Source organism: Salegentibacter sp. UBA1130 (assembly GCF_002311535.1).
Taxonomy (GTDB): Bacteria; Bacteroidota; Bacteroidia; order Flavobacteriales; family Flavobacteriaceae; genus Salegentibacter; species Salegentibacter agarivorans.
Genome location: NZ_DCAP01000012.1, coordinates 33,697 through 58,523, shown reverse-complemented (window position 1 = coordinate 58,523; position 24,827 = coordinate 33,697). Strand labels below are relative to the sequence as shown.

21 protein-coding genes are annotated in these 24,827 nt (G+C 36.3%); 14 read left to right on the top strand and 7 right to left on the bottom strand.

Features of this window, described 5'->3' with window-relative positions; all coding sequences use genetic code 11:
* Nucleotides 1–109: 109 nt before the first annotated feature.
* The gene (gene recG / locus B4F31_RS04220) at nt 110–2,209 is read left to right on the top strand and encodes an ATP-dependent DNA helicase RecG (RefSeq protein WP_093306367.1); all 2,100 of its coding nucleotides are present in this window, start codon (nt 110–112) and stop codon (nt 2,207–2,209) included.
* Between the two features lie 139 nt (nt 2,210–2,348).
* The gene (gene pheT, locus B4F31_RS04215; RefSeq protein WP_093306365.1) at nt 2,349–4,775 is read left to right on the top strand and encodes a phenylalanine--tRNA ligase subunit beta; all 2,427 of its coding nucleotides are present in this window, start codon (nt 2,349–2,351) and stop codon (nt 4,773–4,775) included.
* 160 nt (nt 4,776–4,935) lie between these two features.
* On the opposite strand, the gene B4F31_RS04210 is transcribed toward pheT, so the two are convergent.
* Entirely contained in the window at nt 4,936–5,520 is a 585-nt protein-coding gene (locus B4F31_RS04210) for a DUF4136 domain-containing protein (RefSeq protein WP_245764404.1), read from the bottom strand.
* 127 nt (nt 5,521–5,647) lie between these two features.
* On the bottom strand, nt 5,648–6,202 hold the full coding sequence (locus B4F31_RS04205; RefSeq protein WP_414706120.1) for a fasciclin domain-containing protein: 555 nt from the start codon (nt 6,200–6,202) through the stop codon (nt 5,648–5,650).
* Between the two features lie 220 nt (nt 6,203–6,422).
* Between B4F31_RS04205 and B4F31_RS04200 the strand changes: the two genes are divergently transcribed.
* The 3 genes from B4F31_RS04200 (at nt 6,423) to B4F31_RS04190 (ending at nt 7,661) form a co-directional block, all read left to right on the top strand.
* Nucleotides 6,423–7,151: a hypothetical protein gene (locus tag B4F31_RS04200; protein WP_075326032.1), complete on the top strand. Its 729-nt coding sequence runs from the start codon at nt 6,423–6,425 to the stop codon at nt 7,149–7,151.
* Between the two features lie 77 nt (nt 7,152–7,228).
* Nucleotides 7,229–7,474 carry a putative signal transducing protein gene (locus B4F31_RS04195; protein WP_075326031.1) on the top strand — a complete coding sequence of 82 codons (246 nt, stop codon included), beginning with the start codon at nt 7,229–7,231 and terminating at the stop codon, nt 7,472–7,474.
* Nucleotides 7,467–7,661 (top strand): hypothetical protein, encoded by a 195-nt coding sequence (locus tag B4F31_RS04190; RefSeq protein ID WP_075326030.1) that lies wholly within the window; start codon nt 7,467–7,469, stop codon nt 7,659–7,661. Before B4F31_RS04195 ends, B4F31_RS04190 begins: the two co-directional genes overlap by 8 nt.
* Nucleotides 7,662–7,759: 98 nt before the next feature.
* On the opposite strand, the gene B4F31_RS04185 is transcribed toward B4F31_RS04190, so the two are convergent.
* A complete protein-coding gene (locus B4F31_RS04185; protein WP_075326029.1) occupies nt 7,760–8,770 on the bottom strand; it encodes a 3-oxoacyl-ACP synthase III family protein in 1,011 nt (336 codons plus the stop codon).
* 139 nt (nt 8,771–8,909) lie between these two features.
* On the opposite strand from B4F31_RS04185, the gene B4F31_RS04180 reads away from it, so the two are divergent.
* Entirely contained in the window at nt 8,910–11,369 is a 2,460-nt protein-coding gene (locus B4F31_RS04180; protein WP_286760693.1) for a S9 family peptidase, read from the top strand.
* A 257-nt stretch (nt 11,370–11,626) separates the two neighbouring features.
* Here the strand turns inward: B4F31_RS04180 and B4F31_RS04175 are convergent, their stop codons facing one another.
* Nucleotides 11,627–12,937, bottom strand: coding sequence for an ABC1 kinase family protein (locus B4F31_RS04175; RefSeq protein ID WP_075326027.1), 1,311 nt, complete (start codon nt 12,935–12,937; stop codon nt 11,627–11,629).
* Between the two features lie 22 nt (nt 12,938–12,959).
* A complete protein-coding gene (locus B4F31_RS04170) occupies nt 12,960–13,628 on the bottom strand; it encodes a TetR family transcriptional regulator C-terminal domain-containing protein (RefSeq protein ID WP_075326026.1) in 669 nt (222 codons plus the stop codon).
* A 226-nt stretch (nt 13,629–13,854) separates the two neighbouring features.
* Here B4F31_RS04170 and htpG point away from each other — a divergent pair, with 226 nt between their 5' ends.
* Nucleotides 13,855–15,741 carry a molecular chaperone HtpG gene (gene htpG, locus B4F31_RS04165; RefSeq protein WP_286760692.1) on the top strand — a complete coding sequence of 629 codons (1,887 nt, stop codon included), beginning with the start codon at nt 13,855–13,857 and terminating at the stop codon, nt 15,739–15,741.
* Nucleotides 15,742–15,924: 183 nt separating this feature from the next.
* Here the strand turns inward: htpG and B4F31_RS04160 are convergent, their stop codons facing one another.
* Nucleotides 15,925–18,138, bottom strand: a complete 2,214-nt coding sequence (locus B4F31_RS04160; RefSeq protein ID WP_286760691.1) for a tetratricopeptide repeat-containing hybrid sensor histidine kinase/response regulator — start codon at nt 18,136–18,138, stop codon at nt 15,925–15,927.
* Nucleotides 18,139–18,716: 578 nt separating this feature from the next.
* Here B4F31_RS04160 and B4F31_RS04155 point away from each other — a divergent pair.
* Nucleotides 18,717–19,076, top strand: a complete 360-nt coding sequence (locus B4F31_RS04155) for a DoxX family protein (RefSeq protein ID WP_286760690.1) — start codon at nt 18,717–18,719, stop codon at nt 19,074–19,076.
* A gap of 2 nt (nt 19,077–19,078) precedes the next feature.
* On the top strand, nt 19,079–19,663 hold the full coding sequence (locus B4F31_RS04150; RefSeq protein WP_083634154.1) for an alpha-ketoglutarate-dependent dioxygenase AlkB family protein: 585 nt from the start codon (nt 19,079–19,081) through the stop codon (nt 19,661–19,663).
* Between the two features lie 55 nt (nt 19,664–19,718).
* Here the strand turns inward: B4F31_RS04150 and B4F31_RS04145 are convergent, their stop codons facing one another.
* Nucleotides 19,719–20,501 carry a S1/P1 nuclease gene (locus B4F31_RS04145; protein WP_286760689.1) on the bottom strand — a complete coding sequence of 261 codons (783 nt, stop codon included), beginning with the start codon at nt 20,499–20,501 and terminating at the stop codon, nt 19,719–19,721.
* A gap of 160 nt (nt 20,502–20,661) precedes the next feature.
* Between B4F31_RS04145 and B4F31_RS04140 the strand changes: the two genes are divergently transcribed.
* From B4F31_RS04140 to B4F31_RS04120, 5 genes are all read left to right on the top strand, one after another.
* Nucleotides 20,662–21,522, top strand: coding sequence for an SPFH domain-containing protein (locus B4F31_RS04140; protein ID WP_075326019.1), 861 nt, complete (start codon nt 20,662–20,664; stop codon nt 21,520–21,522).
* Between the two features lie 7 nt (nt 21,523–21,529).
* Nucleotides 21,530–22,480 carry an alpha/beta hydrolase family protein gene (locus B4F31_RS04135; protein ID WP_286760688.1) on the top strand — a complete coding sequence of 317 codons (951 nt, stop codon included), beginning with the start codon at nt 21,530–21,532 and terminating at the stop codon, nt 22,478–22,480.
* Between the two features lies 1 nt (nt 22,481).
* Nucleotides 22,482–22,652, top strand: coding sequence for an Arc family DNA binding domain-containing protein (locus tag B4F31_RS04130; RefSeq protein ID WP_075326017.1), 171 nt, complete (start codon nt 22,482–22,484; stop codon nt 22,650–22,652).
* Nucleotides 22,652–23,461, top strand: a complete 810-nt coding sequence (locus B4F31_RS04125) for a Cof-type HAD-IIB family hydrolase (RefSeq protein ID WP_075326016.1) — start codon at nt 22,652–22,654, stop codon at nt 23,459–23,461. Before B4F31_RS04130 ends, B4F31_RS04125 begins: the two co-directional genes overlap by 1 nt.
* A 74-nt stretch (nt 23,462–23,535) precedes the next feature.
* Nucleotides 23,536–24,801 carry a DUF819 domain-containing protein gene (locus B4F31_RS04120; RefSeq protein ID WP_286760687.1) on the top strand — a complete coding sequence of 422 codons (1,266 nt, stop codon included), beginning with the start codon at nt 23,536–23,538 and terminating at the stop codon, nt 24,799–24,801.
* The last annotated feature ends 26 nt before the right edge of the window (nt 24,802–24,827 follow it).

Below are 24,827 nucleotides of genomic sequence, written 5' to 3'. Positions count from 1 at the left end.
TACAGGGCACAAATTACAAAAACTGGATAAATTTAATCGCTGAAAATTTCAGGTTTAATTTTTAAGTGAAATTCAGCCTAAAAAACCTGATTTTAATATCTTCGTTTGCATGAACGCCAATATTTTGCAAACACCCATAGATTATCTAAAAGGGGTAGGCCCAAACCGCGCAGATTTACTGCGGAAAGAACTTGGCATTCATACCTACCAGGATCTATTAAATTTATTTCCAAACCGTTACCTGGACAAAACCCGTTTTTATAAAATAAACGAGTTGCAAAGAAACTCGGCTGAAGTGCAGGTGGTGGGCAAAATCACCCATATAAGAAGTGTAGAACAAAAACGCGGCAAGCGCCTGGTAGCCGATTTTATTGATGATACCGGAAAAATGGAACTGGTTTGGTTTCGTGGCCAAAAATGGATTCGGGAGAATTTAAAGATCAACACACCTTATGTTATTTTTGGAAAAACCAATTGGTTTAACGGTCTTTTTAGTATGCCGCATCCGGAAATGGAACCGGTAGAGGAATATAAAAAGCAACTGCGTACCGCGATGCAGCCAATTTATCCTTCTACAGAAAAATTAGCAAAATCAGGCATTACCAACCGGGTTATCAATAAACTGATGCAGCAACTTTTTATTGAAACCAAAGGGAAATTCTACGATACGCTTTCTGAAGAAATCACTTCAGAATTAAAACTTATTCCAAAAGCAGAAGCCGTATTTAATATTCATTTTCCGCAGAGCCAGGAACTGCTGGCTAAAGCACAATTCCGCTTAAAATTTGAAGAACTATTTTATATTCAGCTGCAATTGTTGATTAAAAATATGCTTCAGAAGCAAAAAATAAAAGGTTTTGTTTTTGAAGAAATTGGGCAGAATTTCAGTGAATTCTATAAAAACCATCTTCCTTTTGAACTTACGGGTGCTCAAAAACGAGTAATTAAAGAAATTAGAGCCGATCTTGGCAGCGGTGCGCAAATGAACCGTTTGCTGCAGGGCGATGTAGGCTCAGGAAAAACCATTGTGGCCTTAATGTCTATGTTTATTGCGCTAGATAATGGTTTCCAGGCCTGCCTAATGGCACCTACAGAAATTCTCGCCATTCAGCATTATAACGGTCTAGTAGAACTTTGCGAAAACCTGGACACCAGTATTTATTTACTTACCGGTTCTTCCAAAACTAAAGCCCGCCGCGAAATTCACGAAAAGCTTGAAAATGGGGAAATAGATATTCTAATTGGTACTCACGCTTTGCTGGAAGACAAAGTAAAATTTAAAAATTTAGGGCTGGCAGTTATAGATGAACAACATCGTTTTGGCGTGGCGCAACGGGCCAAATTATGGCGAAAAAACCAGGTGCCACCCCATATTTTAGTGATGACCGCTACTCCAATTCCAAGAACCTTAGCGATGAGTCTTTATGGCGATTTAGACATTTCGGTAATAGATGAATTACCACCCGGCAGAAAACCAATTAAAACCGTACATCGTTATGACAGCAACCGACTTAAAGTTTTCGCTTTTATAAAAGATGAAATAAAAAAAGGTCGGCAGGTATATATCGTTTATCCATTGATCCAGGAATCGGAAAAAATGGATTATAAAGATTTAATGGATGGTTATGAAAGTATTGCCCGGGAGTTTCCAGATAAGCAAATTTCTATAGTTCATGGCCAGATGAAATCGGACGCCAAAGATTATGAAATGGAGCGTTTTGTACGAGGCGAAACTCAAATTATGGTCGCCACCACTGTAATTGAAGTTGGAGTAAATGTCCCAAATGCCAGTGTCATGATTATTGAAAGTGCCGAACGATTTGGGCTTTCACAGCTTCACCAGCTGAGAGGACGTGTAGGCCGTGGTGCCGAACAGAGTTTCTGTATTTTAATGACGGGTCACAAATTATCTAACGACAGTAAAACCAGGTTGGAAACCATGACCGCAACCAACGACGGATTTGAGATTGCCGAGGTTGATTTAAAATTACGAGGCCCCGGCGATATTATGGGCACCCAGCAAAGCGGTGTTTTAAATTTAAAGATCGCCGATATTGTTAAGGATAATGACATCCTAAAATTGGCGCGACATCACGCTATGAAGATTTTAAAAGAGGATTCTAACCTCTCTATGGAAAAGAATAAAGTGCTTCGTTTTACTTACGCGCAGGTGGCAAAACATAAAAATATCTGGAATTATATTAGCTAGACTTAAGGTTTAAAAAAATGATGAATCTTCTTCCTCATTCTTAATTCTCACATTTCTTAAAATAAGGCATAAAATTAAAATTTGAAATTATGCCAAAACTATTCGTAATACTATCTTTGCGAACTGAAAATATTGAGACATGAAAATTTCATATAACTGGCTTAAACAATTTATTAAACTTCCCGAAGATTCGGAGAAAACGGGAGAATTACTCACCGATCTTGGCCTTGAAGTAGAAGGACTACAGCCTTTTCAAAGCATTAAAGGTGGTCTTGAAGGTATTGTTGTGGGCCACGTGCTGGAATGTAAAAGTCATCCAAATGCTGATAAGCTACAACTTACTAACGTAGATCTAGGAAATGGCGAGCACGTACAAATTGTTTGCGGTGCACCCAATATTGGTGCTGGGCAAAAAGTTCCTGTAGCGACTATTGGTACAACTCTCTATGATGAAAAAGGTGAAGCCTGGCCAATTAAGAAAGGTAAAATTAGAGGTGAAGCCAGTTACGGGATGATTTGCTCTGAAAAAGAACTTGGCCTGGGACAAAGCCATGAAGGAATTATGGTGATGCAAGACGACCTAATTCCCGGAACTCCTGTTGCCGAAATTTTTGATGTTGAAAACGACCAGGTTTTTGAAATTGGTCTTACTCCAAACCGTGCCGATGCAATGAGCCACTGGGGCGTTGCCAGAGATCTAAAAGCCGGTTACACCCAACAAGGAAGGAATTTAGAACTAATCACCCCTTCAGTTAGTAGTTTTCATGTAGACAACAGAAGTTTAAAAGTACAGATACAGGTAGAAGATTCGGCGCTGGCACCGAGATATTGCGGCGTTACTATATCCGGGCTTAAAGTAGAAGAATCACCAAAATGGCTTCAGAATAGATTAAAAGCGATAGGTCTTGGCCCAAAAAACAACGTGGTAGATGCTACCAATTACGTGATGCACGAGCTTGGGCAACCGCTACACGCATTTGATGCTGCAAAAATTGCCGGTAATGAAATCAATGTAAAAACCCTGGAAAAAGGAACGAAATTTACCACTTTGGATGAAGTAGAGAGAGAGCTTCACGAAGAAGATTTAATGATTTGTGATGCCGAAAAACCGCTTTGTATTGCAGGAGTTTTTGGCGGTGCTACCAGCGGGGTAACCCAGGCTACCACCCAAATCTTTTTAGAAAGCGCTTATTTTAACCCGGTGAGCGTTAGAAAAACGGCAAAAAGACACGGTTTAAATACCGATGCTTCTTTTAGATTTGAACGAGGAATTGACCCCAACATTACTGAATATGCTTTAAAACGCGCTGCACTTTTAATTACAGAAATTGCCGGCGGCGAAGTAACCAGTGATATTGATGATCTTTATCCTAAGAAAATTGAAGATTTCCAGGTTTTCCTAACCTTTGATAAAGTGAATAAACTAATTGGGGAAAATCTTGAAGAAGAAACTATAAAATCTATCCTTGCGTCGCTTGAAATTAGGGTAAACAATGTTACCGAAACCGGGATGGGACTTACCATTCCTTCTTATCGCGTAGACGTGCAGCGGGAAGCCGATGTAATAGAGGAGATTTTAAGAGTTTATGGCTATAACAATATTAAATTTGGCGAAAAACTAAATGCTTCAGTTGCTAATTCTTCAAAGTATGAAGATTATAAACTTCAAAATATAATTGCCAACCAGTTGGTGGGTCAGGGTTTTTATGAAACCATGGCCAATTCTTTAACTACACCGGCTTATTCTGGATTGAGTGAGCAAATTAAAGAATCTCAGAATGTTCAAATGCTAAATCCGTTAAGTCAGGATTTATCTGTTTTGAGACAATCTATGTTATATTCGGGACTGGAGTCTGTGAGTTATAACATTAACAGGAAACGCAGTGATCTTAAATTATTTGAATTCGGGAAAACGTATCACGATTTTAATGGAAGCCGTGTAGAAAACAAACACCTCTCCATTTTTATTAGTGGAAACCGAAATGCCGAACGTTGGAATTCAGTTTCTGCCAGAACAGATTTCTTTTTATTGAAAGGAGTAATTCAGTCAATTTTTCAAAGATTTGGAATTGAAAATTTAAAGCCTTCCGCAGTAAAATCTGATGTATTTTCTGAAGGACTTATATTTTCTTCAGCAAAAAACAATCTGGTTTCTTTTGGAGTGATTCGCAAAAAGGTTTTAAAGCATTTTGATATTGAGCAGGAAGTACTTTATGCCGATATTAACTGGGATGCTTTACTGGACGTTGTAAAATCCAGGAAAACTAATTTTAGCGCAATTCCTAAATATCCGGCCGTAAGACGTGATTTTGCCTTATTACTGAATAATAATATTTCTTACGATCAAATTGAAGAAATAGCCTTAAAAACAGAGAAAAAACTCTTAAAAGAAGTTGATCTTTTTGATGTTTACCAGGGAAAAAATCTTCCCGAAGGCAAGAAAAGTTACGCTGTGAGTTTTAAATTTCAGGATGAACACAAAACTCTAACCGATAAGCAGGTAGATAAAATGATGAAAAAGCTTCAGCAAAGTTTTGAAGAAGAACTTAAGGCTGAGTTGAGGTAATTATATAAAATTGGCTGTTTAAATTTCCATCTTACGTCAACCTGAATTTATTTCAGGTTCTAACTTGAATTAAGTTTCAATTTAGCTTAGACTCTGAAACAAGTTCAGAGTGACGTTAGGAGCATTTAAACAGCCAATTTCTATTTTTAGCTAAGATAAACTATGGAAATTTTTTAAAGATTTCATCTACATAATTTCTTAGATCTCTTTCTAATCTTCTTGACCCAATTTCCTCATCGGCGGTTCCACGCCATAAGATTTGATTGGTTCTGCGGTCTATAAAATCTATAACAATAGATTTTTCTTTATAAGGTATTTGTCTAATGGCACCATCGGCTCCAATACGCTGAATCGTAAAATAATTCTCGTAGGTATAATCTTCATAATATGGCCCTATATAAAGTCCCGGACGATAATATGAGAAATTTGTATACACAGGATTCGCATTTACATCTACCTTTTCATCAAACATAGTGTGCACATAGACTAACACATCGGGTTGACGATTATCTATTGCAAAATCTTCGCTAGCCATATTATTGTTTATGGTAGAGATAATCACCTCGTGTACACGGTCATTATTATAATCCCGATTCAAAATAGTGTCCTGATTTGGCAAATAAGAATAGGTATCGTAATTTTTTAATTTTTTGGAAGAATCTTTAGAAATATTGCTTCCAGAGCCGCAAGACATCAAAAAAGCAGCCGCCATAATTGTGGTAATTAAAAGTTTCAATTTCTTCATAGGTTTCAAATTTAAATGAAAATAAGTTTTACTTTATAATTAAAAAAAGGATCTTTCCTAATTGATATTTAATTAACAAACAAAAGCGGCCATTTAGGCCGCTCTTAAGTTTTCTTTCAATAGCAATTTATTTCCCCGGTAATACTACAGTATCAATTACGTGAATAACCCCGTTTGACTGGTTCACATTTGCAATAGTTACAGTTGCAACATTCCCTGAAGCGTCTTTAAGCTTTACTTTACCATCTTCCATTATAGCATAAAGTTTTGCACCGCTTACCGTTTCAAAAGTGGCTTTACCATCAGCCTCTTTAATTGCCGCTACCACATCGTTAGCACTAAAATTCCCAGCTATTACGTGGTATGTAAGTACTGCTTGTAGTTTAGCTTTATTCTCTGGCTTTAGTAAAGTTTCCACGGTTCCAGAAGGTAGTTTTTCAAATGCCGCATTTGTGGGAGCAAATACGGTAAAAGGACCATCGCCCTGTAAAGTCTCTACCAAACCGGCAGCTTTTACTGCTGCAACGAGGGTGGTATGATCTTTAGATTGTGAAGCATTTTCCACAATATTCTTGCTGGGGTACATTTCTGCACCACCAACCATTGTAGATCCGTTTTGGGCCATTAAAGTCCCTCCAATAAATAGGAAACAAAGAATTCCTAAGTGTTTTAATTTTCTCATAACAATTATTTTTAAGTGATTTATTAGATAAAATCTGTTCTGCGAATATTTATTCAGAAAACCTAATTATCTAATTTTTGTCTAATTTAATTATATTTTAGTTAAACAGTTTTTAAATTTAACCAATTATGAAAGGTTTAACATGCATTCGGTTAAAAAAATGGATTGCATGAATCATCTTAATTACTTAATTTAGTGAAAGATGCTAAAGAAAAAGAAAATGAAGTTGAAGTTAGGCTTGCGCCGCACTAATCTGGAAGAGCAGTTATATAAATCCCGAAAACAAAGAGTTTCTTCTGAAAATATTCTGCAACAGGTTCAGGAAATCTTTGAACAGGAAACCACTAAGGACGATAATATTCTAAAAGAGATTCAAGGTGGAAATTCTGGAAACAACCATTTTAATCTTGATTTATTAGAAAGCTCTAGAATTTTTCATCTCTCAGATATTGAAAAACTATGTATTGATTATCGCCTACGCTTCTTAGACAGCAGTTATTTTAAAGGTAAAATTCCTTATGAAGCCGTGAGCAGGATTAAGGCTATAGAAAAGGAACAACAAATTACCCTGAAAGGTTTTAAAATAGTTGCGCCATCTAAACTTTTTAAACTGGAAAATGCTGACGATCCCTTACTTTTCGCTCCCATGGGGAACGATTATTTTTACCTAATACATAAATGGGGCAACGACCTACATCCATTGAGAAAATTATTAATGTGGCCGTTTAGACATCTTGAGAATTTTGTTGGCTTCTTGCTTGTGCTTAGCTTTGTAATTGCACTTTTAATTCCCGACGGACTTTTCTCACCACAGCAAACCACTACCCAGTTTTTTTTGATCTTTTTCTTTGTTTTTAAATGGGTGGCAGGACTTTCAATTTTCTATGGCTTCAAAAAAGGAAAGAATTTTAGTTCGGCTATTTGGCGAAGTAAATATTATAACGCATAGAACGTTAAACTCAGTATAAAATACACATTAAGCTATATTGTTATTTGTATTTTAGATAGGACTAAAAACTATTAATTATGAGTTTAGACGAATCTTACGAAAGAGTATATACGGGTTCGGAGCCCAATGTGCAATATTTGCAGGAATTATTTGATAAAGCCAATATTTCTTCCCGGGTTAGAAACGATTTTGATTCAGGATTACGAGCCGGATTTGGCGGAGGCCTACGAGGACAGGTGCAACTTTTTGTAGTTAAAAATCATTACGACGAAGCCTTGAAAATAGCTAAAACCACCTTCCCAAAAGATTATACAGATGAGTAACCTCAACGAAGGAGGAAGACGTAATAAATGGTATTTAATACTGGGAATTCTATTTCTGGTTTATGGAGTTTATAGACTCTATTCACACCTATCTGCAGAAGAAACCGATAATTTTGGCTCGGTACTCGCGGTTGGTTTTATAGTTTTTGGACTTTACGACCTGTTCCGATATTTCAGGAAAGTTTGAATCAATTTTTCAGAAGAAATTTCTATAAGAATTTAGAAAATAAAAAAGGTTATTTCGCGCAACGAAATAACCTTTTTTAATCTTAGTAATTAATATTCTTACCAGCTAATTACAGCACTTGCCCAGGTAAATCCGCTCCCAAAAGCTGCAAGAACCACTATATCTTCATTTTTAATTTTGCCCTGTTCCCAGGCTTCGCATAAAGCAATAGGAATAGAAGCTGCAGTAGTGTTCCCGTATTTCTGAATATTATTATGCACCTGCTCGTCACTCAATTTAAATTTTTGCTGAACATATTGTGATATACGCAAATTTGCCTGGTGCGGAATTAACATATCAATATCTTTCACTTCAAGTCCGTTCGCTTTTAGACCTTCCATAATAACTTCAGAAAAACGCTGAATGGCATTTTTAAATACAAATTGCCCATTCATATATGGATAATAAGGAATATCGTCTCCCTGTGGGTTTTCAGCAATAATTTCAGGAACCCAGTGCTCTGTACTTGGGCCTTTTAAAGAAAGTTCTAAAGCGTGTTTTCCTTCAGAATGTAAGTGTGTAGAAAGTATTCCCTCTCCATTATGGTCGCTTCGGGTTAAAACCACTGCTCCTGCTCCATCTCCAAAAATCACTGAAACAGACCGGCCACGTGTGGTAAAATCGAGTCCACCGCTATGGTTTTCACTTCCAATAACCAAAACGTTTTTATACATTCCGGTTTTAATAAATTGATCGGCAGTAGAAAGTGCATAGATGAAACCGCTGCATTGGTTTCTCACATCTAATGCCGGGCAGGTTTTTATATCTAACATTTCCTGAACCTGAACCCCACAACCAGGAAAATAATAATCTGGACTTAGGGTTGCAAAAACTATTAGGTCTATATCGTCTTTATCTATTTTAGCACGTTCAATAGCAATTTTAGCGGCTTTTACGCCCATTTTAGCGGTAGAATTACCGTCGCCTTTTTTTATATGTCGGCGTTCTTTGATACCTGTTCTTTCCTGGATCCATTCATCGTTGGTATCCATTCTTTTAGCCAAATCATCATTAGTAACAACATTTTCTGGCACGTAACTCCCAACTCCGGCTATTTTAGATTGATACATATTCTATTGTTTAGTATATTTAGACCTTATTGAATTTAAATTTAAGCATTTAATAAAAAATGGGTCCGCAATATACTAAAGATTAGCATGACTGCGATTATGACGCATTTTTATTTTCATTTCCTAAAACCACAAATTTATGAGAAAAATTATTTTAAGCATTTTTAGCCTATTGCTAAGTTTGCCCACGCTTTTTGCCCAGGAAAATTTAACTTACCAGAAACCGCCACAGGAGATCCTGAATTTGGTAGATGTACCCCTGGCGCCTTCTACAATTTTAGATAGTGATGGGGAAATGATGATCTTTTTATATCGCGACCAATATAAATCTATTGCTGAATTAAGCGAAGAAGAATTGAGACTGGGCGGATTAAGAATTAACCCTGTAACTAATATTAGCAGCCGTGCAACTTATTATAACAATCTTGAAGTAAAAGAAATTGAAGCCGAAACACCAACCCAGGTAAAGGGCCTGCCTGAAAATCCTAGGTTATCAAATTTCAGCTGGTCTCCAGACGAATCCAGGATCGCTTTTACCCATACTACAAATACCGGCGTAGAACTTTGGGTATTAGATATTGAAAATGCACAAGCGAGAAAATTAACCGATGCAAACCTAAACGCAAATATGCGTGATGTTATTAACTGGTTTAAAGACAACTCGTCCGTTTTAGTAAAAATGCTTCCAGAGGATCGTAAAGATTTAATTGATCCCGAGACCGCAGTTCCAACCGGACCAACAATTTCTGTGAGTGATGGGAAAGAAGCTCAGAACCGTACTTACCAGGATTTACTTAAAAATCCTAATGATGAATATAATTTTGAACAATTAGCGCGTTCAGAATTGGTGAAAATTAATTTAGACGGTACTTCCGAAAAATGGATGGATGCCAAAATGTATAGCAGCGTTTCCTTCTCTCCCAATGGAGAATATGTGATGGTTAATCATATCAAAAAACCTTTTTCCTACCTGGTACCTTATTATAGATTCCCTTCAGAAACTAATATTTATAAAGTTTCAGGAGAATTGGTAAACCAGGTAAACGACGAACCGCTATTAGAAGATCTTCCGCAAGGTTTTATGTCTACTCAAACCGGGAGAAGAAGCGTGCAATGGAGAAACGACAAACCGGCAAGCCTGGTTTATGTAAAAGCTTTGGATGAAGGTGATCCGGAGGTAGAAGTAGATTATAGAGATGAGGTTTTTGTTTTGGAAGCTCCGTTTAAGGGTGAAGGAAAATCTATTTTAAAAACAAAAGATCGTTTTTCTGGAATTACGTGGGGAAATGATGAAATTGCTCTTGCTGATGATTACTGGTGGAATACAAGAAATACCAGAACTTATGTATTTAATCCATCTGATGCATCAGAAGAACCTGAAGTTATTTTTGACAGAAATTACCAGGATAGATATAGCGATCCCGGGCGATTTGTAACCACTAAAAATGAATTTGGGCAAAATGTATTAAAATTAGACGGAGAAGATGCTTTTTTACTTGGCGCAGGTTATAGTGAAGAAGGTCAGTTTCCATTTGCCGATAAAATAGATCTGGAAAATGGTGAAACTGAACGTTTATACCAATCTGAATACAACGATAAAAAAGAAACTCTTGTAGAAGCATTAGATATTGAAGATGGGGAAATCCTGGTAAGAATAGAATCGGCTACCGAATATCCTAATTATTACATTAGGGATATAGACGATAAAGAAGACTTAACACAAATCACTTCTTTTGAAAATCCTTTTAAAAGTCTTAAAAATGTAAGTAAAGAGGTGATTACGTACGAGCGCGAAGATGGCCTGGAATTAAACGGAACGCTTTATCTTCCGGCAGGTTTTGATAAAGAAAACCCCGAAGAACATCCTATGATTGTTTGGGCTTACCCAAGAGAATACAAGGATAAAAATTCAGCTTCGCAAAATACTTCCAACGCCAACGATTTCACTTATCCTTATTATGGATCGCCAATCTACTGGGTAAATCGAGGTTATGTGGTATTAGATGATGCGTCTTTTCCAATTATAGGGGAAGGTAATGAACAACCAAACGATAGTTTTAGAGAACAATTAGTGGCAAATGGAAAGGCTGCAATAGATGCCGTAGCTGAAAAAGGTTATGTAGATCGTGATCGTGTGGCCGTGGGTGGCCACAGTTATGGTGCATTTATGACGGCAAACCTTTTATCACATTCCAATCTTTTTGCAGCGGGAATTGCCAGAAGTGGTGCTTATAACAGAACGCTAACTCCATTTGGTTTCCAAAGTGAAGAAAGAAACTACTGGGAAGCACCAGAAGTATATTATAATATGTCTCCTTTTATGCACGCCGATAAAATGAAGACTCCACTATTATTAATTCACGGGGAAGCCGATAATAATTCAGGGACTTACCCAATGCAGAGTGAACGTTATTTTAATGCGCTAAAAGGGCTGGGAGCAACAGCTCGCCTGGTGATGCTACCAAAAGAAAGCCACGGCTATAGCGCAAAAGAATCTGTTTTGCACGTGCTTTGGGAACAAGACCAATGGTTAGAGAAATATGTAAAAAACAGAGAAGAATCTGGAAACATTGAAACTTCAGCAGAATTAAAAGACTAAAATTCTAAATTATAGCCAACTTTTTAGGCTGTTTGAGAGATGTTTTTTTCCGTCAGGCTGAACTGGTTCAGCTTCTAACATGAGTACAGTAATCAACTTGTTAGATCCTGAAATAAATTCAGGATGACGTTTTTAAAACCTTCTCAAACAGCTTTTTTATTTCACAAAGTCAATTAGGTTTAAAAATAGGAAAAGCGCCACTACCAGAGATGGTAATAACGCTTTTCCACAACCTAACCAATAAATAAAACCAACAATTATGACATGTAATCGCGGAACTTGTTAACCTCGATCTTCGCTTCCAGATCGTGCAATAAATTATATAAACCGAAAAATGTTCTATTAATATAAAGGAAATGCTTACTGCCTCTATTCCCATTCATTTTTCGTAATTCTGTGTCTTTACTATACTTTTCACTCAATGCTGTAATTGAATTCCAAAAGGTTTCATCGGCAAAATCAAAAGTTTCTTCGTGAAACGGGCTTGTAAATAAATTCAGCATTTGGTAAAATAATTCTGAAAAATATTTGATTTCCCGTTCAGAATCATCCTCCCTTAATATTTCCAGTTCAAATAATTTCTCGTTGAAAAATTCAGGATTATTAATATTTTCCTTTTTTGCCAATTCAAAATATGGCACATAAAAATCTTCAGGAACCTGCTTTATGCAACCAAAATCTATAGCAATAAGGTTTGCATCTTTATCAATTAGAAAATTCCCTGGGTGAGGATCGGCGTGTACTTCCTTCAATCTATGCATTTGGTACATATAAAAGTCCCAAAGCGCCTGCCCTACCTTATTAGCTTTCTCCTGATCTTTATTTTCTTTCGCAAATTCACTTAGATGCTTTCCATCCATCCAATCCATCGTGATAATTCGCTCACTGGATAAATCTTCGTAATATTTTGGAAATTTTAAGTTTGGAATATGCGCACAGGCTTCAGAAATTTCTTTACTCTGTTTTACTTCCAAAATATAATCGGTTTCCTCAAGTAATTTTCCTTCTACTTCCTTAAAATATTTAGCGGAATCCTTACCCTGAAGATTAAACATTCTGGTAGCAATAGGTTTAACCATCGCCAAATCTGAACTTATACTATCTGCCACGCCGGGATATTGAATTTTCACAGCAAGTTTTTTCCCATCTTTTTCGGCTCTATGAACCTGGCCAATACTGGCCGCATTCACAGAATCTGAAGCAAATCTATCGTACAACTCTTCAGGGTAAGCTCCGTTATATTTTTTAAAAGTTTTTCTCACCAAAGGCGCTGAGAGTGGCGGCACACTAAATTGTGCCAGGCTAAATTTCTCAACATAAGCGTTTGGTAAAAGGCTTTTTTCCATAGAAAGCATTTGGGCTACTTTTAGCGCGCTTCCTTTTAAACTTTTTAGGCTGTCGTAAATATCATCGGCATTGCTTTGATCTAATTCATCGCGGGTAAGCTCAGAATCAAAAGCTCTTTTACTGTAATATTTAAGGTAATTGCCTCCCAACTTTACTCCGGTTTGCACCAGTTTTGAAGTTCGGCCAATTTTGCCTGTGGGTATTTTATCTATAGTTTTCATGATAATTTGGGGTAGACTTTAATTAAGCCATTTTTTCTTTCCAGAGGAATTTTCCTAAATCTATAACCCGTTCCAGCGGGGTATTATCGAAAACATCAAAAACAGTGTTTACAGATTTCTCTATTGCAACATCGGTGCTTTCAAATTGAGGAGAATTATCGTCCATCCAAAATTTCATTAAAAACATCAATTGTACCCAGGTTGCTTCAGAAAATATTCTCTCTGATTGTTGTAAAGCTGATATTGCTTTTTCTGAATTTTCATCCTGAATAAGTTCCGTTGCAAAAGATTTCACGTTCTTTCTTAATCCTTTTAACTGCTGTAGGTTTTTTAACTGACTTTCATGTTCTTTTAATGAGAACAAAACGTAACTCCTATTTGCAGTAAGTATTTCGAAAAAGGTGTAATAGAAAGTGAGCATTTTTTCCCTGTTGGAAAAACTGTCAAATTCAGGACTTTTATTAATCACATTCATAGTATGCTCATAAAACCGCTCCCAAATTCCTTTCTGTAAACCTTCAAAACTTCCGTAGAAATTATAAAATTCCTCTTCTTTGATCTTATTCTCCTTACAAAATTTATAAACCGTTTTAGGACGCTTCTCTTCTTCCAATACATAGTCCATATACATCGCAATAAGCTTGTCTTTATCTAAAACTTTCCTGGTTGTATTTTTTTTAGCTGTAACCATAATTTTTATTTCTTTTTCAAAGATACACTTTTGTTTAAGTTTTAATTCATAATATTAAACAAAATGTTTGTTAAAAATATCTCTGCCTATTAAAATTGAATTTCAGCAGTTTAGACGAAATGATATTTTATTAATTACAGGTTATGTCAGTTTGTCAGCGGAGTTTTAATGGTATTTTTTTTGACTATAGGTAAGCAACAATAAATAGTATTAAAAACGAAAATATATGGCAACCGGAAAAATTAATGTTTCTGTAGAAAACATTTTCCCACTGATAAAGAAATTTCTTTACAGTGATCACGAAATCTTTCTAAGAGAATTGATTTCTAACGCAACAGATGCAACTCTAAAGCTAAAACACCTTACCGATATTGGGGAAACCGATGTAAAGTACGGTAACCCGGTAATTGAGGTTAAAGTAGACAAGGAAGGAAAGAAACTTCACGTTATAGACCAGGGTGTTGGAATGACCAAAGAAGAAGTTGAGAAATACATTAACGAAGTAGCTTTCTCTGGCGCTGAGGAATTCCTTGAAAAATATAAAGATTCGGCTAAAGACAGTGGGATTATAGGCCATTTTGGACTTGGCTTTTACTCTGCCTTTATGGTGGCGAATAAAGTAGAAATCATTACCAAATCTTACAAAGACGAACCTGCAGCGCATTGGGTTTGTGAGGGTACAACCGAGTTCACACTTGGTGATGCCGATAAAAAAGAGCGAGGAACCGAAATCATTCTTCATATAAATGAAGAAGATGAAGAGTTTTTGGAAAAAAACAGGATCCAGGAATTATTGGTGAAGTATAACAAGTTTATGCCAATCCCAATTAAATTCGGAACCAAAGAAGAAACTTTGCCACTTCCGGAAGATGCTCCTGAAGACGCCGAAGCAGAAACCAAAACGGTAGATAATATTATCAATAACCCTGAACCGGCGTGGACTAAGCAGCCAACCGATTTAGAAGATAAAGATTATAAAAGTTTTTACCGCGAATTGTACCCAATGCAGTTCGAGGAACCTTTATTTCACATTCACCTTAATGTAGATTATCCTTTTAATCTTACCGGGATTCTTTATTTCCCTAAGATGACGCAGGATATGAATATTCAAAAGGATAAAATTCAGCTTTACCAAAACCAGGTTTATGTAACCGATAATGTTGAAGGAATTGTTCCTGAATTCTTAACGATGCTTCGCGGGGTTATAGATTCTCCAGATATTCCGTTAAACGTTTCCCGTTCTTACCTACAGGCAGATGGTGCTGTGAAAAAGATTTCCAGCTACATTACCCGTAAGGTAGCCGATAAATTGAAATCTCTTTTCAATAATAATCGTGAGGATTTTGAACAGAAATGGAACGATATTAAGATCGTTATTGAATACGGAATGCTTTCTGAAGATAAATTCTACGAAAAAGCACAGAAGTTTGCACTTTACCCAACGGTAGAGAATGAATACTTCACTTTTGAAGAACTTCAGGAGAAAATAAAAGACAACCAAACCGATAAAGATGGAAACCTGGTTGTGCTTTATGCTTCTAATCAAGACGAGCAACACAGTTATATTGAGGCAGCTAAAGCCAAAGGTTACAAAGTGTTGTTATTAGATTCTCCAATTATTTCTCACCTGCTTCAAAAAATGGAAGGTGAAAAAGAGAAAATCACTTTTGTTCGTATAGATTCAGATCAGGTAGATAACCTTATCAAAAAAGACGAAGAGAAGATTTCAAAACTTTCTGAAGAAGAAAAAGAGAAATTAAAAGGAGATTTTGAAAAAGTAATTCCGAAGGAAAAATATACCGTACAACTGGAAGCTATGGATAGTGATGCTGCTCCTTTGTTAATCACACAACCGGAGTTTATGCGCCGAATGAAGGAAATGCAGCAAACCGGTGGCGGTGGTATGTTTGGAATGGGGAATATGCCAGAAATGTATAACCTTGTGGTAAATACCAATCACCCGTTAATTTCTGATATTCTAAATACCAAAACCGAAAAGAAACAGGAACGCTTAATCAAGCATTCTCTGGATCTTGCGAGATTATCTCAAAACCTGCTTAAAGGGGAAGAGTTAACCAATTTCGTAAAACGTAGTTTTGATATGGTAAAATAATTTCCTTGAAAAGGAAAATTTAGAAAGGTCTGGAAAGTTGATTTAATCGTCATCCTGAACTTGTTTCAGTATCTAAGATGTTAGAAGCTGAAACAAGTTCAGCTATACGGTAACAAGACTTTCCAGGCTTTTTTATTTTATATGATTAAGCTTTAATACAAAGGGAAAGTTTGCCAACAGACTTTAATTCCTTGAGCTTGTCTCTAAATTTGCGTTTAGGTTACGCTTTATGGTTTGGTAGAATCGTTCTATATCATAAGGTTTTACGATAATATCATTCATTCCGGCTGCGAAGATTTCATTTCTTACTTCTTCAATTTCTACTGCAGTAAGTGCAACAATGGGTACGTCTTTACTCAGGTTTCTAATGCGCTGGGTAGTTTCCATACCATTAATTCCCGGCATATTTAGATCCATTAAAATAAGGTCAAAATCCATGGCAGTAACTCTTTCTATAGCTTCTACCCCATTGCCAACAACCACGCATTCAAAATTCTGTTTCTCTAATATGCGTCGCGTTACTACCTGGTTTATTCGATTGTCATCTACAATAAGTATTTTTTGTTTTTCTTTTAGATTATCCAAATATACTTCGTGCGCAAATCCAGCTTTTTTTGTTGAAGATTTATCTTCTTTAAGGCTTAAACTAAAACAAAAAACAGAACCTTCTCCTTCTTTACTTTTTAAATGAATTTGAGATTCAAATAACTGTAATAGGCGTTTTACTATAGGCAAACCTAAGCCGGTTCCCTGGTAATTATAATTTGAAGGTTTAAGCTGAGAAAATTCTTCAAAAATTAATTTTTGTTTGCTTTTTGGAATACCAATTCCGTCATCTTTTACTTCAAAATAAATTATCGCTCTATCTTCTACCTTAGCCTGTAACTCTACATTTATATAAATGTTACCATTTTCGGTAAACTTCACCGCATTTCCCACCAGGTTCATTAAAATTTGAGAAAGCCTTACAGGGTCTCCAATAAGATTTTGGGGTACGTTTTCATCTATATTATAATGTACCTTGTTCTTGTTCTGGAGTCGTGTAAACTCAAAAGTATTTACAATGCTTAATATTAATTCATGAAGATTAAATGAAACATTTTCCAGTTTTACCTGTTTAGATTCCATTTTATTCATTTGCAGCACGTCGTTAATTAGCGCCAAAAGATAATCGGCTGAGAATTTTAAGGATTTTAAATCGCTTTCGTGTTTTTTCAGGCTTTTATCATCCAGCAATAACGAGGTAAGTCCTACTACCCCATAGAGAGGGGTTCTTAACTCGTGACTTACCGTAGAGAAAAACTGGCTTTTTAGCATAGATAAACGCTCTGCTTCTTCTTTGGCCGAAAATAATTCGCTGTTTTTATTTTTTAGTTGGGAAATTAGCTTTTTCCTTGAGTTGTTATTTCTAACAAGCAGGATTATAAAAAATAACATCACGATTAAAGAAATAATCATGATGATGGAATTTTGCTGAGATTTGGCAATTACCTCATCTTTATACTTTTGCTCCCTTTTGGCTATGTCAAGATTTTCGCGATAGCGCTTGGTTTCAAACCGCGCCTGCGCAGATTCCATTTGTTCCAGCTTTTCCTTTTCATAAAGTTCAGCATCGTATTCTATATATTTATCTAACGCGTTATAAGCTTCTTTAAATTCGTTATTTTTAAACAAAGCTTCAGCATAACCATCATAAGCCGTTACCGCCTCATAATACAGGGAATCTCTTTCAGCTATTTTAATAGCTTTTTCATAATATTTCTTAGATTCTTCTAAATTCTCTTTTCCTAAATAGTAGGTTCCAAAAAGGGACGCAACCTGGCTTAGCATATAAGGATCTTTGATATCTTCTACCAGTTTCTCGACTTGTACTAGATAGGGAAAAGCTTCGTCATACTCTTCTAAATATAGATGCGTCCAGCCTTTATTCATAAGCGGTGTGGCTCTACTATCTGCATCTTCAAGGTTAGACGCAGCTTTTATCGCTTTATCGTAATATGCAAAACCCTGGTCTATAGTTTGCTTATTGGAAGTAAACATATTACCAAGATTGTTGTATGCCCACCAAAGTAAAGTATCGTTCTCTACAATTTTAGCATACTTAAGCGCGTTCTCATAACTTTCTTTAGCCCTAATAGTATCATACAATTCATCGTACGTAATTCCCAGGTTATTATAGCCGTGGTAAAGGTGGTAGTAATCTTTTTCTTCCTCGGCAAGCTCAATTAAGTTCAGGGAATAATCAATGGCCTTGTTATATTCATAGGAATACATGGCATCTGTAGATAAGTCTAGTAGTTCCTTAATACTATCACAGCTTTCACTTTCTTTAGACTGTGAGAAAGCAATGCCGGATACCAGGGAAATTAGTAAAACAGAAATGTATTTTATACTCAATTATTTTCCTTGTTAAGTTCTTACCCAGGGGCTATAGACTATGTTAAATTAACTTTTTTTTAATATTTGACCAACCAATGGTCCCCTTAATTTTAGGATTCATCTTAAAACGGTAAAAGTTTTGTAAAAAAGATATTTTCTGAAAACCCTATTTTCTTTTAAAAAGACCAATAATATTAAGTACCCATCTTTTTTAAGACAGATTAATTTAGTGCTGAAAATTCCCAATTTATTAGCCTTACTTTCTAAGACTGAAACTGTGTAGAGATTAGAGAAAGTTCCCTTTTTATTGAGGAAACAATCTTGAGCTATATAACCTATTCCAATACGCGGCTTCGATTTAACGAGCGGTTGTAGCGAACAAATTATTTAATGTATGAGACAAACCTCAGGGCATATTAATCTCAATTATCTAATAAAAATAGCAGGTAATTATGTTTCAATATAGATTAAGTTAGGTTGTAAATTGGGAGCCGAAAATTACTCTATTTTAGCGAATTACACAAAATTTTTAATACCTAGCGGTATTATTATTATAATTACACGCTCTCATAAAAATATATTTTTATCTTTAAATTATGCAATATCCCTGGCACCTTTACCTAATGGGCGCGATGTACATCGTAGCCGGTATTATTCACTTTATAAAACCTCAAATGTATATGCGAATTATGCCGCGATATTTACCGGCGCATAAACCACTGGTTTATTTAAGCGGATTGGCAGAAATTTTTCTGGGTTTTCTACTCTTTTTTCCTGAAACCAAAGACCTGGCCATCTACGGGATTATTTTAATGCTCCTAGTTTTTCTACTTGTACATTTTTATATGCTTTCTTCCAAAAAAGCCGGCGCGGACATCCCAAAATGGGCTTTAATTTTAAGAATACCGTTACAGTTTTTTCTAATGTACTGGGCCTGGTTTTATTTACAATTTTAAAGATGAAGTCTAAAATTTTTAGCTTGCCACAAGCAGAATTAGAATATTTCCCCCATTTTCTTAATACTGAAAAGGCCAATTTTTTATTCGAAAAATTGCTGAAGGAAGTTTCCTGGCAACAGCAAAATATTAAACTCTTCGGCAAAGAAATTCCGCAGCCACGTTTAACCGCTTTTTTTGCTGAAAAAGGAATTTCTTATACCTATTCGGGCTTACAGTTAAAACCCGAAACTTTTTCTTCAGAAATTTTAGATCTAAAACAACAAACCGAAGAAGTTTCCGGCTTTGAATTCAATACCTGCCTGGCAAACCTTTATCGTGATGGAAACGACAGTATGGGCTGGCACGCCGATGATGAACAAGTTTTAGGCAAAAACCCCGTAATTGCTTCTATAAGTTTGGGCGGCGTTCGTAGCTTTCAGTTTAAACATAAAACCAACAAAAACCTGAAAGAAAAAATTGAACTTCAGCACGGCAGCCTCTTAATTATGAAAGGCAGTATGCAACATTATTGGAAACACCAGCTGCCAAAAACCAAAAAAGAAGTTTCACCCAGAATTAATCTAACTTTTAGACAAATTCAATAAAAAAAGCCATTGTAGAAGTTTCCACAATGGCTTTTTTGAATGTTTTGGAATCAAATTATCCGTAAATCTCGTTTAATATTTTTGCCAAACGAATTCCGCCTTTTTGCAATTGCTGCAAAACAGTAGGCAGGTGATGATACATATATTCATAACCTAATTTCTCCCCCATTTCAACTGAATTATAAAGCTCGCTTGCCATTTCACCAGACTCATACACCCAATCTATAACTTCTCCTTCTTCAATAGCTTTAATTTGAGCTCTGCTTAATTTTTTGGTATTTACTGCAAGCTCTGTATAGCTCATTTGGTAAGAATCTATCATCTGGCTATCCCAAACCCGGTGAATGTTAGATCCCTCGTTATACCAACGAACCTGCACATCATTACCGCCTTTATCGGCAGCTCTTCCCACGTGAAAAGGTTGGTGAAGGTCCCCTACAAAATGAACCAGCATTTTCAGATAAAACTGCCTGCCTTCTTTGGAAGCATTTTCATCTTTTAATACCTCTTTACATTTTAAAATAGCCTGGTAAAGATCTCCTTTTGGGTTGGCGGTTTTCTCATCATATTGAGTTTGTCCTTCGGCTAAATTCACATAATGCCAGGGGCCATATTGCCTAAAATCTGGATCACTTTTAATATCATCGGCATAATTCGCCACAAAGGCCAAACTTTGGCCGTTTAAAATTTTATCTATTGCTTTTTTAGCTTTCTTATTTAAATAATTTTCGGCGATTTCTCCGGTAGCCCTGTGCCCGGTTTTCCCCCATTCATTATCATTAGAGAAACCGGTGTTTCCAATTATAACCAACAAAGCAAATAGCAGTAATTTTTTCATTTATTGAATTTTTAAAGATTAAGAAGATATAGGTGAATCTCCTTTAGATTTTCGGCAAATATAGCGAAGCCCAAATTTTTAATATGTTAAATTTTTCTGAGTTAGGAATTAATGCAATATATTTATGATATCATTTTAATATCAACCAATTTTAAATATTATGACTCAGGAAAAAGATCTCCATGCTTCAAACGGCTATATTATGTTGTTTGTTTTTCTATTATTATTCTTCGGAAGCATTATCGGATTTATTATTTTAAATAATGCGTGGTTTATTTTGGGAATCATTATCTCGCTTTTTATCCTACCCGGGCTAATCCTGGTAAATCCAAATGGCTCCAGAGTGCTTTTACTCTTTGGTGATTACAAGGGAACGGTTAAAAAGAACGGACTCTTTTGGGTGAACCCATTTTACACCAAAAAGAAAATTTCTTTAAGGGCCCGAAACTTTGATAGCGAGCGCCTAAAAGTGAACGACAAATTAGGAAACCCGGTAATGATAAGCACCATCCTGGTTTGGCGCGTTCGTGATACCTACAAAGCTTCTTTTGATGTAGATAATTATGAAAATTTTGTGGTGGTACAAACCGATGCTGCAGTTAGAAAACTTGCCAGTCTCTATCCTTATGATAATTTTGCAGATGAAGGCTTAGACGAGGATATCACCCTGCGTTCCAGCGTAAACGAAGTAAGTGACGCCCTGGAAAAGGAGCTCGAAGAACGTTTAAATATTGCCGGAATTGAAGTTTTGGAAGCCAGAATTGGTTACCTGGCGTATGCTAATGAGATCGCCAGTGCAATGCTTAAACGCCAGCAAGCAACCGCAATAGTTGCCGCCCGTCATAAAATTGTACAGGGTGCAGTGGGAATGGTAGAGATGGCGTTACACCAGTTAAGCGAAAAGAATCTTGTAGATCTTGATGCCGAAAGACGTGCCGCTATGGTAAGCAATTTAATGGTGGTACTTTGTAGCGATAAAGATGCAACGCCGGTGGTAAACGCGGGCACTTTAAATCATTAGAAATTGTATGAGAAATTCAATCCTCAGCTTATTCCTAATTTTCTTCGGAAATTTTATTGTCTCCGCACAAGAAAAGACATTTACCGAAGAAGAAATTACGGTAGATAAATTTACCGATGGAACCCTTACATCTCCTTCGGAAGTTGAAAATCCATCACTGGTAATTTTCATTCAGGGTTCGGGGCCTACAAATCGTGATGGGAATTCTCCCGAAGGGATGAATAATAAAAGTGATTTTGCTAAAAAAATAGCACACGAATTAGCAGCTGAAGGAATTGCAAGTTTTAGATTTGATAAACGTATTATGAAAGCGAAGGAGTTAAATTTAGATTCACTTTCGTTTGAAGATCTTATACTGGATGTTGAAAATATTTTAATTCATTTTAAAAAAGACAGAAATTTCAGCAATATAATTATTGCCGGGCATAGCCAGGGCTCTTTAATAGGCATTTTGGCTTCAAAAAATAATGCCGATGCCCTTATTTCTATTGCCGGTGCGGGAGAAAGTATAGACAATATTCTGGCTGCACAACTTTCGGCTCAATTACCTCAGCTTAAAGATGATATTGAGCAAGCCCTCAAGCAGATAAAAGAAAATGGAAGTAGTTCAAATTACCCATCAATATTAGGTTCATTATTTAGTCCTCAAAACCAGGCTTTTTTAGCCTCCTGGATAAAATATGATCCTGCTGAAGAAATTGCAAAACTGCAAATTCCGGTTTTGATTATAAACGGAACAAATGACGCCCAGGTAAAGGAAGAACAGGCTGAATTACTGCATACAGCAGCCGAAAATTCAGAATTAGTTCTATTGGAAAATATGAACCACGTTTTTAGAAAAGTGAATTCTAAAGATTTGACTAAAAACTATCAAACTTACAATAATCCTGAATTACCATTGCATCCCGAAATAATTCCGGTTTTAACCGATTTTATTAAGAATCTGGAAAATAAATAAAATGAGTAATAAAAAAGCATTCGCCCTACGAGTTGATGAGAAGATGCTGAAAGCCATTGAAAAATGGGCTGCTGATGAATTCAGGAGTACCAATGGGCAGATTGAGTGGATGCTAAATAAAGCCCTAAAAGAAGCAAAACGTCACCCAAAAAATAAAAAAGAAGAAGAATAATGCAATATAAGATCGTTTTTTCAGACATAGATGGAACTCTACTAAACCACGACCGGGAATTATCTCCCAACACAATTTCAACAATAAAAAATTTAAAAGACAGTTTACCATTCGTACTTATTTCAGCCCGAATGCCAGCAGCAATGAGACATTTGCAAGCCGATCTTGAAATAAAAGAACAACCTATTATTTGTTATAACGGCGGATTAATACTGGTAGATGGGAAAGCCATAAGTTCTACTGAAATTTCTTTAAATACGCTGGAAAATCTTTCTGATTTCAATAAAAGTATGAACTGCCATTTAAGTTTATATAATAGTGACGAATGGTACGTTCCGCAATACGACCAGTGGGCTGCTAGGGAAGAAAATAACACCAAAGTAAAACCCGAACTTAGATCTAATCGCGAAGTAATTTCAGAATGGAAAAAAGATAACAAAGGAGCTCATAAAATTATGGCAATGGGAGACGAAGCCCATATTGATAAAATTAAAGATTATTTATCAGAGAATTTTCCTGGAGAACTTCATTTATACCGTTCTAAACCCACATACCTTGAAATTGCCAATAAAAAGATTTCAAAACTTACGGCTATTAAATTTTTATTGAAAAATCATTTCAATCTAACGCCAGAGCAAAGTATTGCTTTTGGAGATAATTATAATGATGTAGAAATGATTAAAGGCGTAGGAATGGGCGTTGCCGTGGGTAATGCTAGAAAAGAAGTTTTGGAAGTTGCTAATATTGTTACCCAAAGCGGAAAGGAAGATGGCGTAGCCAATAGCCTAAAAGAGTTGTTTCAAATCTAACAGAAGGATTCCCGTAATTCTTTAAGAAGAGTTTAAGAAAAATTGTATTTTGGCGCCGCTTATAAAAATTTCCTATGGAAGATACTCCCGTTTTTACCAATGATGCTATAGTCTTTGGACTTTTAATGCTCGCTTTGGGTTTTGTGTTTTACACCTCTTCTAAAGAAGCTGGTTTCTGGAAAAAATTCTATGGCATTGTACCGGCTCTTTTAATGTGCTATTTAATTCCCGCAATCTTTAATTCCCTGGGACTTATAGACGATGGTACTTCTCAACTTTACTATGTAGCCAGTAGATTTCTATTACCGGCTGCCCTTGTTTTAATGACTTTAAGCATAGACCTGAAAGCAATTTTTAACCTGGGTCCAAAAGCCTTAATTATGTTTTTTGCGGGTACGGTAGGAATTATTGTAGGTGGGCCGCTAGCTATTCTAATTGTTTCCGCTATTTCTCCAGAAACCGTGGGTGGTGTTGGTCCCGATGCTATTTGGCGAGGTCTCTCTACCATTGCCGGTAGTTGGATTGGTGGTGGCGCAAACCAGGCTGCTATGCTGGAAATTTACGAATACAACCCCGATCTTTACGGCGGAATGGTCTTAGTAGATATTGTAGTAGCCAACCTCCTTATGGCAGGACTGTTAATGGGAATTGGTAAAACCGAAAAAATTGATAAATGGCTAAAAGCCGATAATTCAGCAATTACAGAACTTAAAAACAAAGTTTCTAATTATGCTGAAAGTGTAACCAGAAATCCCAACCTACCCGATTATATGATTATGCTGGCCCTGGCCTTTGTAACGGTGGGAATTGCACACTGGGGAGCCGATGAAATTTCGGTATATCTATCTTCAAATTTTGAAATTTTTAATGATAGTAAAAGTGCGCTTTCATCCTTTTCCTCTTCCTTCTTTTGGATGATTACCATTGCTACCGCAATTGGAATAGGGCTTTCGTTTACACGATTCAAAACCTACGAAGGTGCTGGAGCAAGTAAGTTAGGCAGTATTTTTATTTATATTTTGGTAGCTACCATAGGTATGAAAATGGACCTTGGGATGGTATTCGATAATCCGGGACTAATTGGTATTGGTATTATTTGGATGTCTATTCACGTTATTTTCCTCTTTGGTACCGCAAAACTCATTAAAGCACCTTACTTTTTCCTCGCTGTAGGAAGTCAGGCTAACGTTGGTGGTGCGGCCTCGGCCCCTGTGGTAGCTGCGGCTTTTCACCCTTCCCTGGCAACCGTGGGAGTTTTATTAGCCGTGTTTGGATATGTAGTTGGAACCTATGGAGCAATTCTTACTACTATTTTAATGCAAATCGCCGCCGGGAGTTAGTTTAAAATAGAAAATTATAAGATATT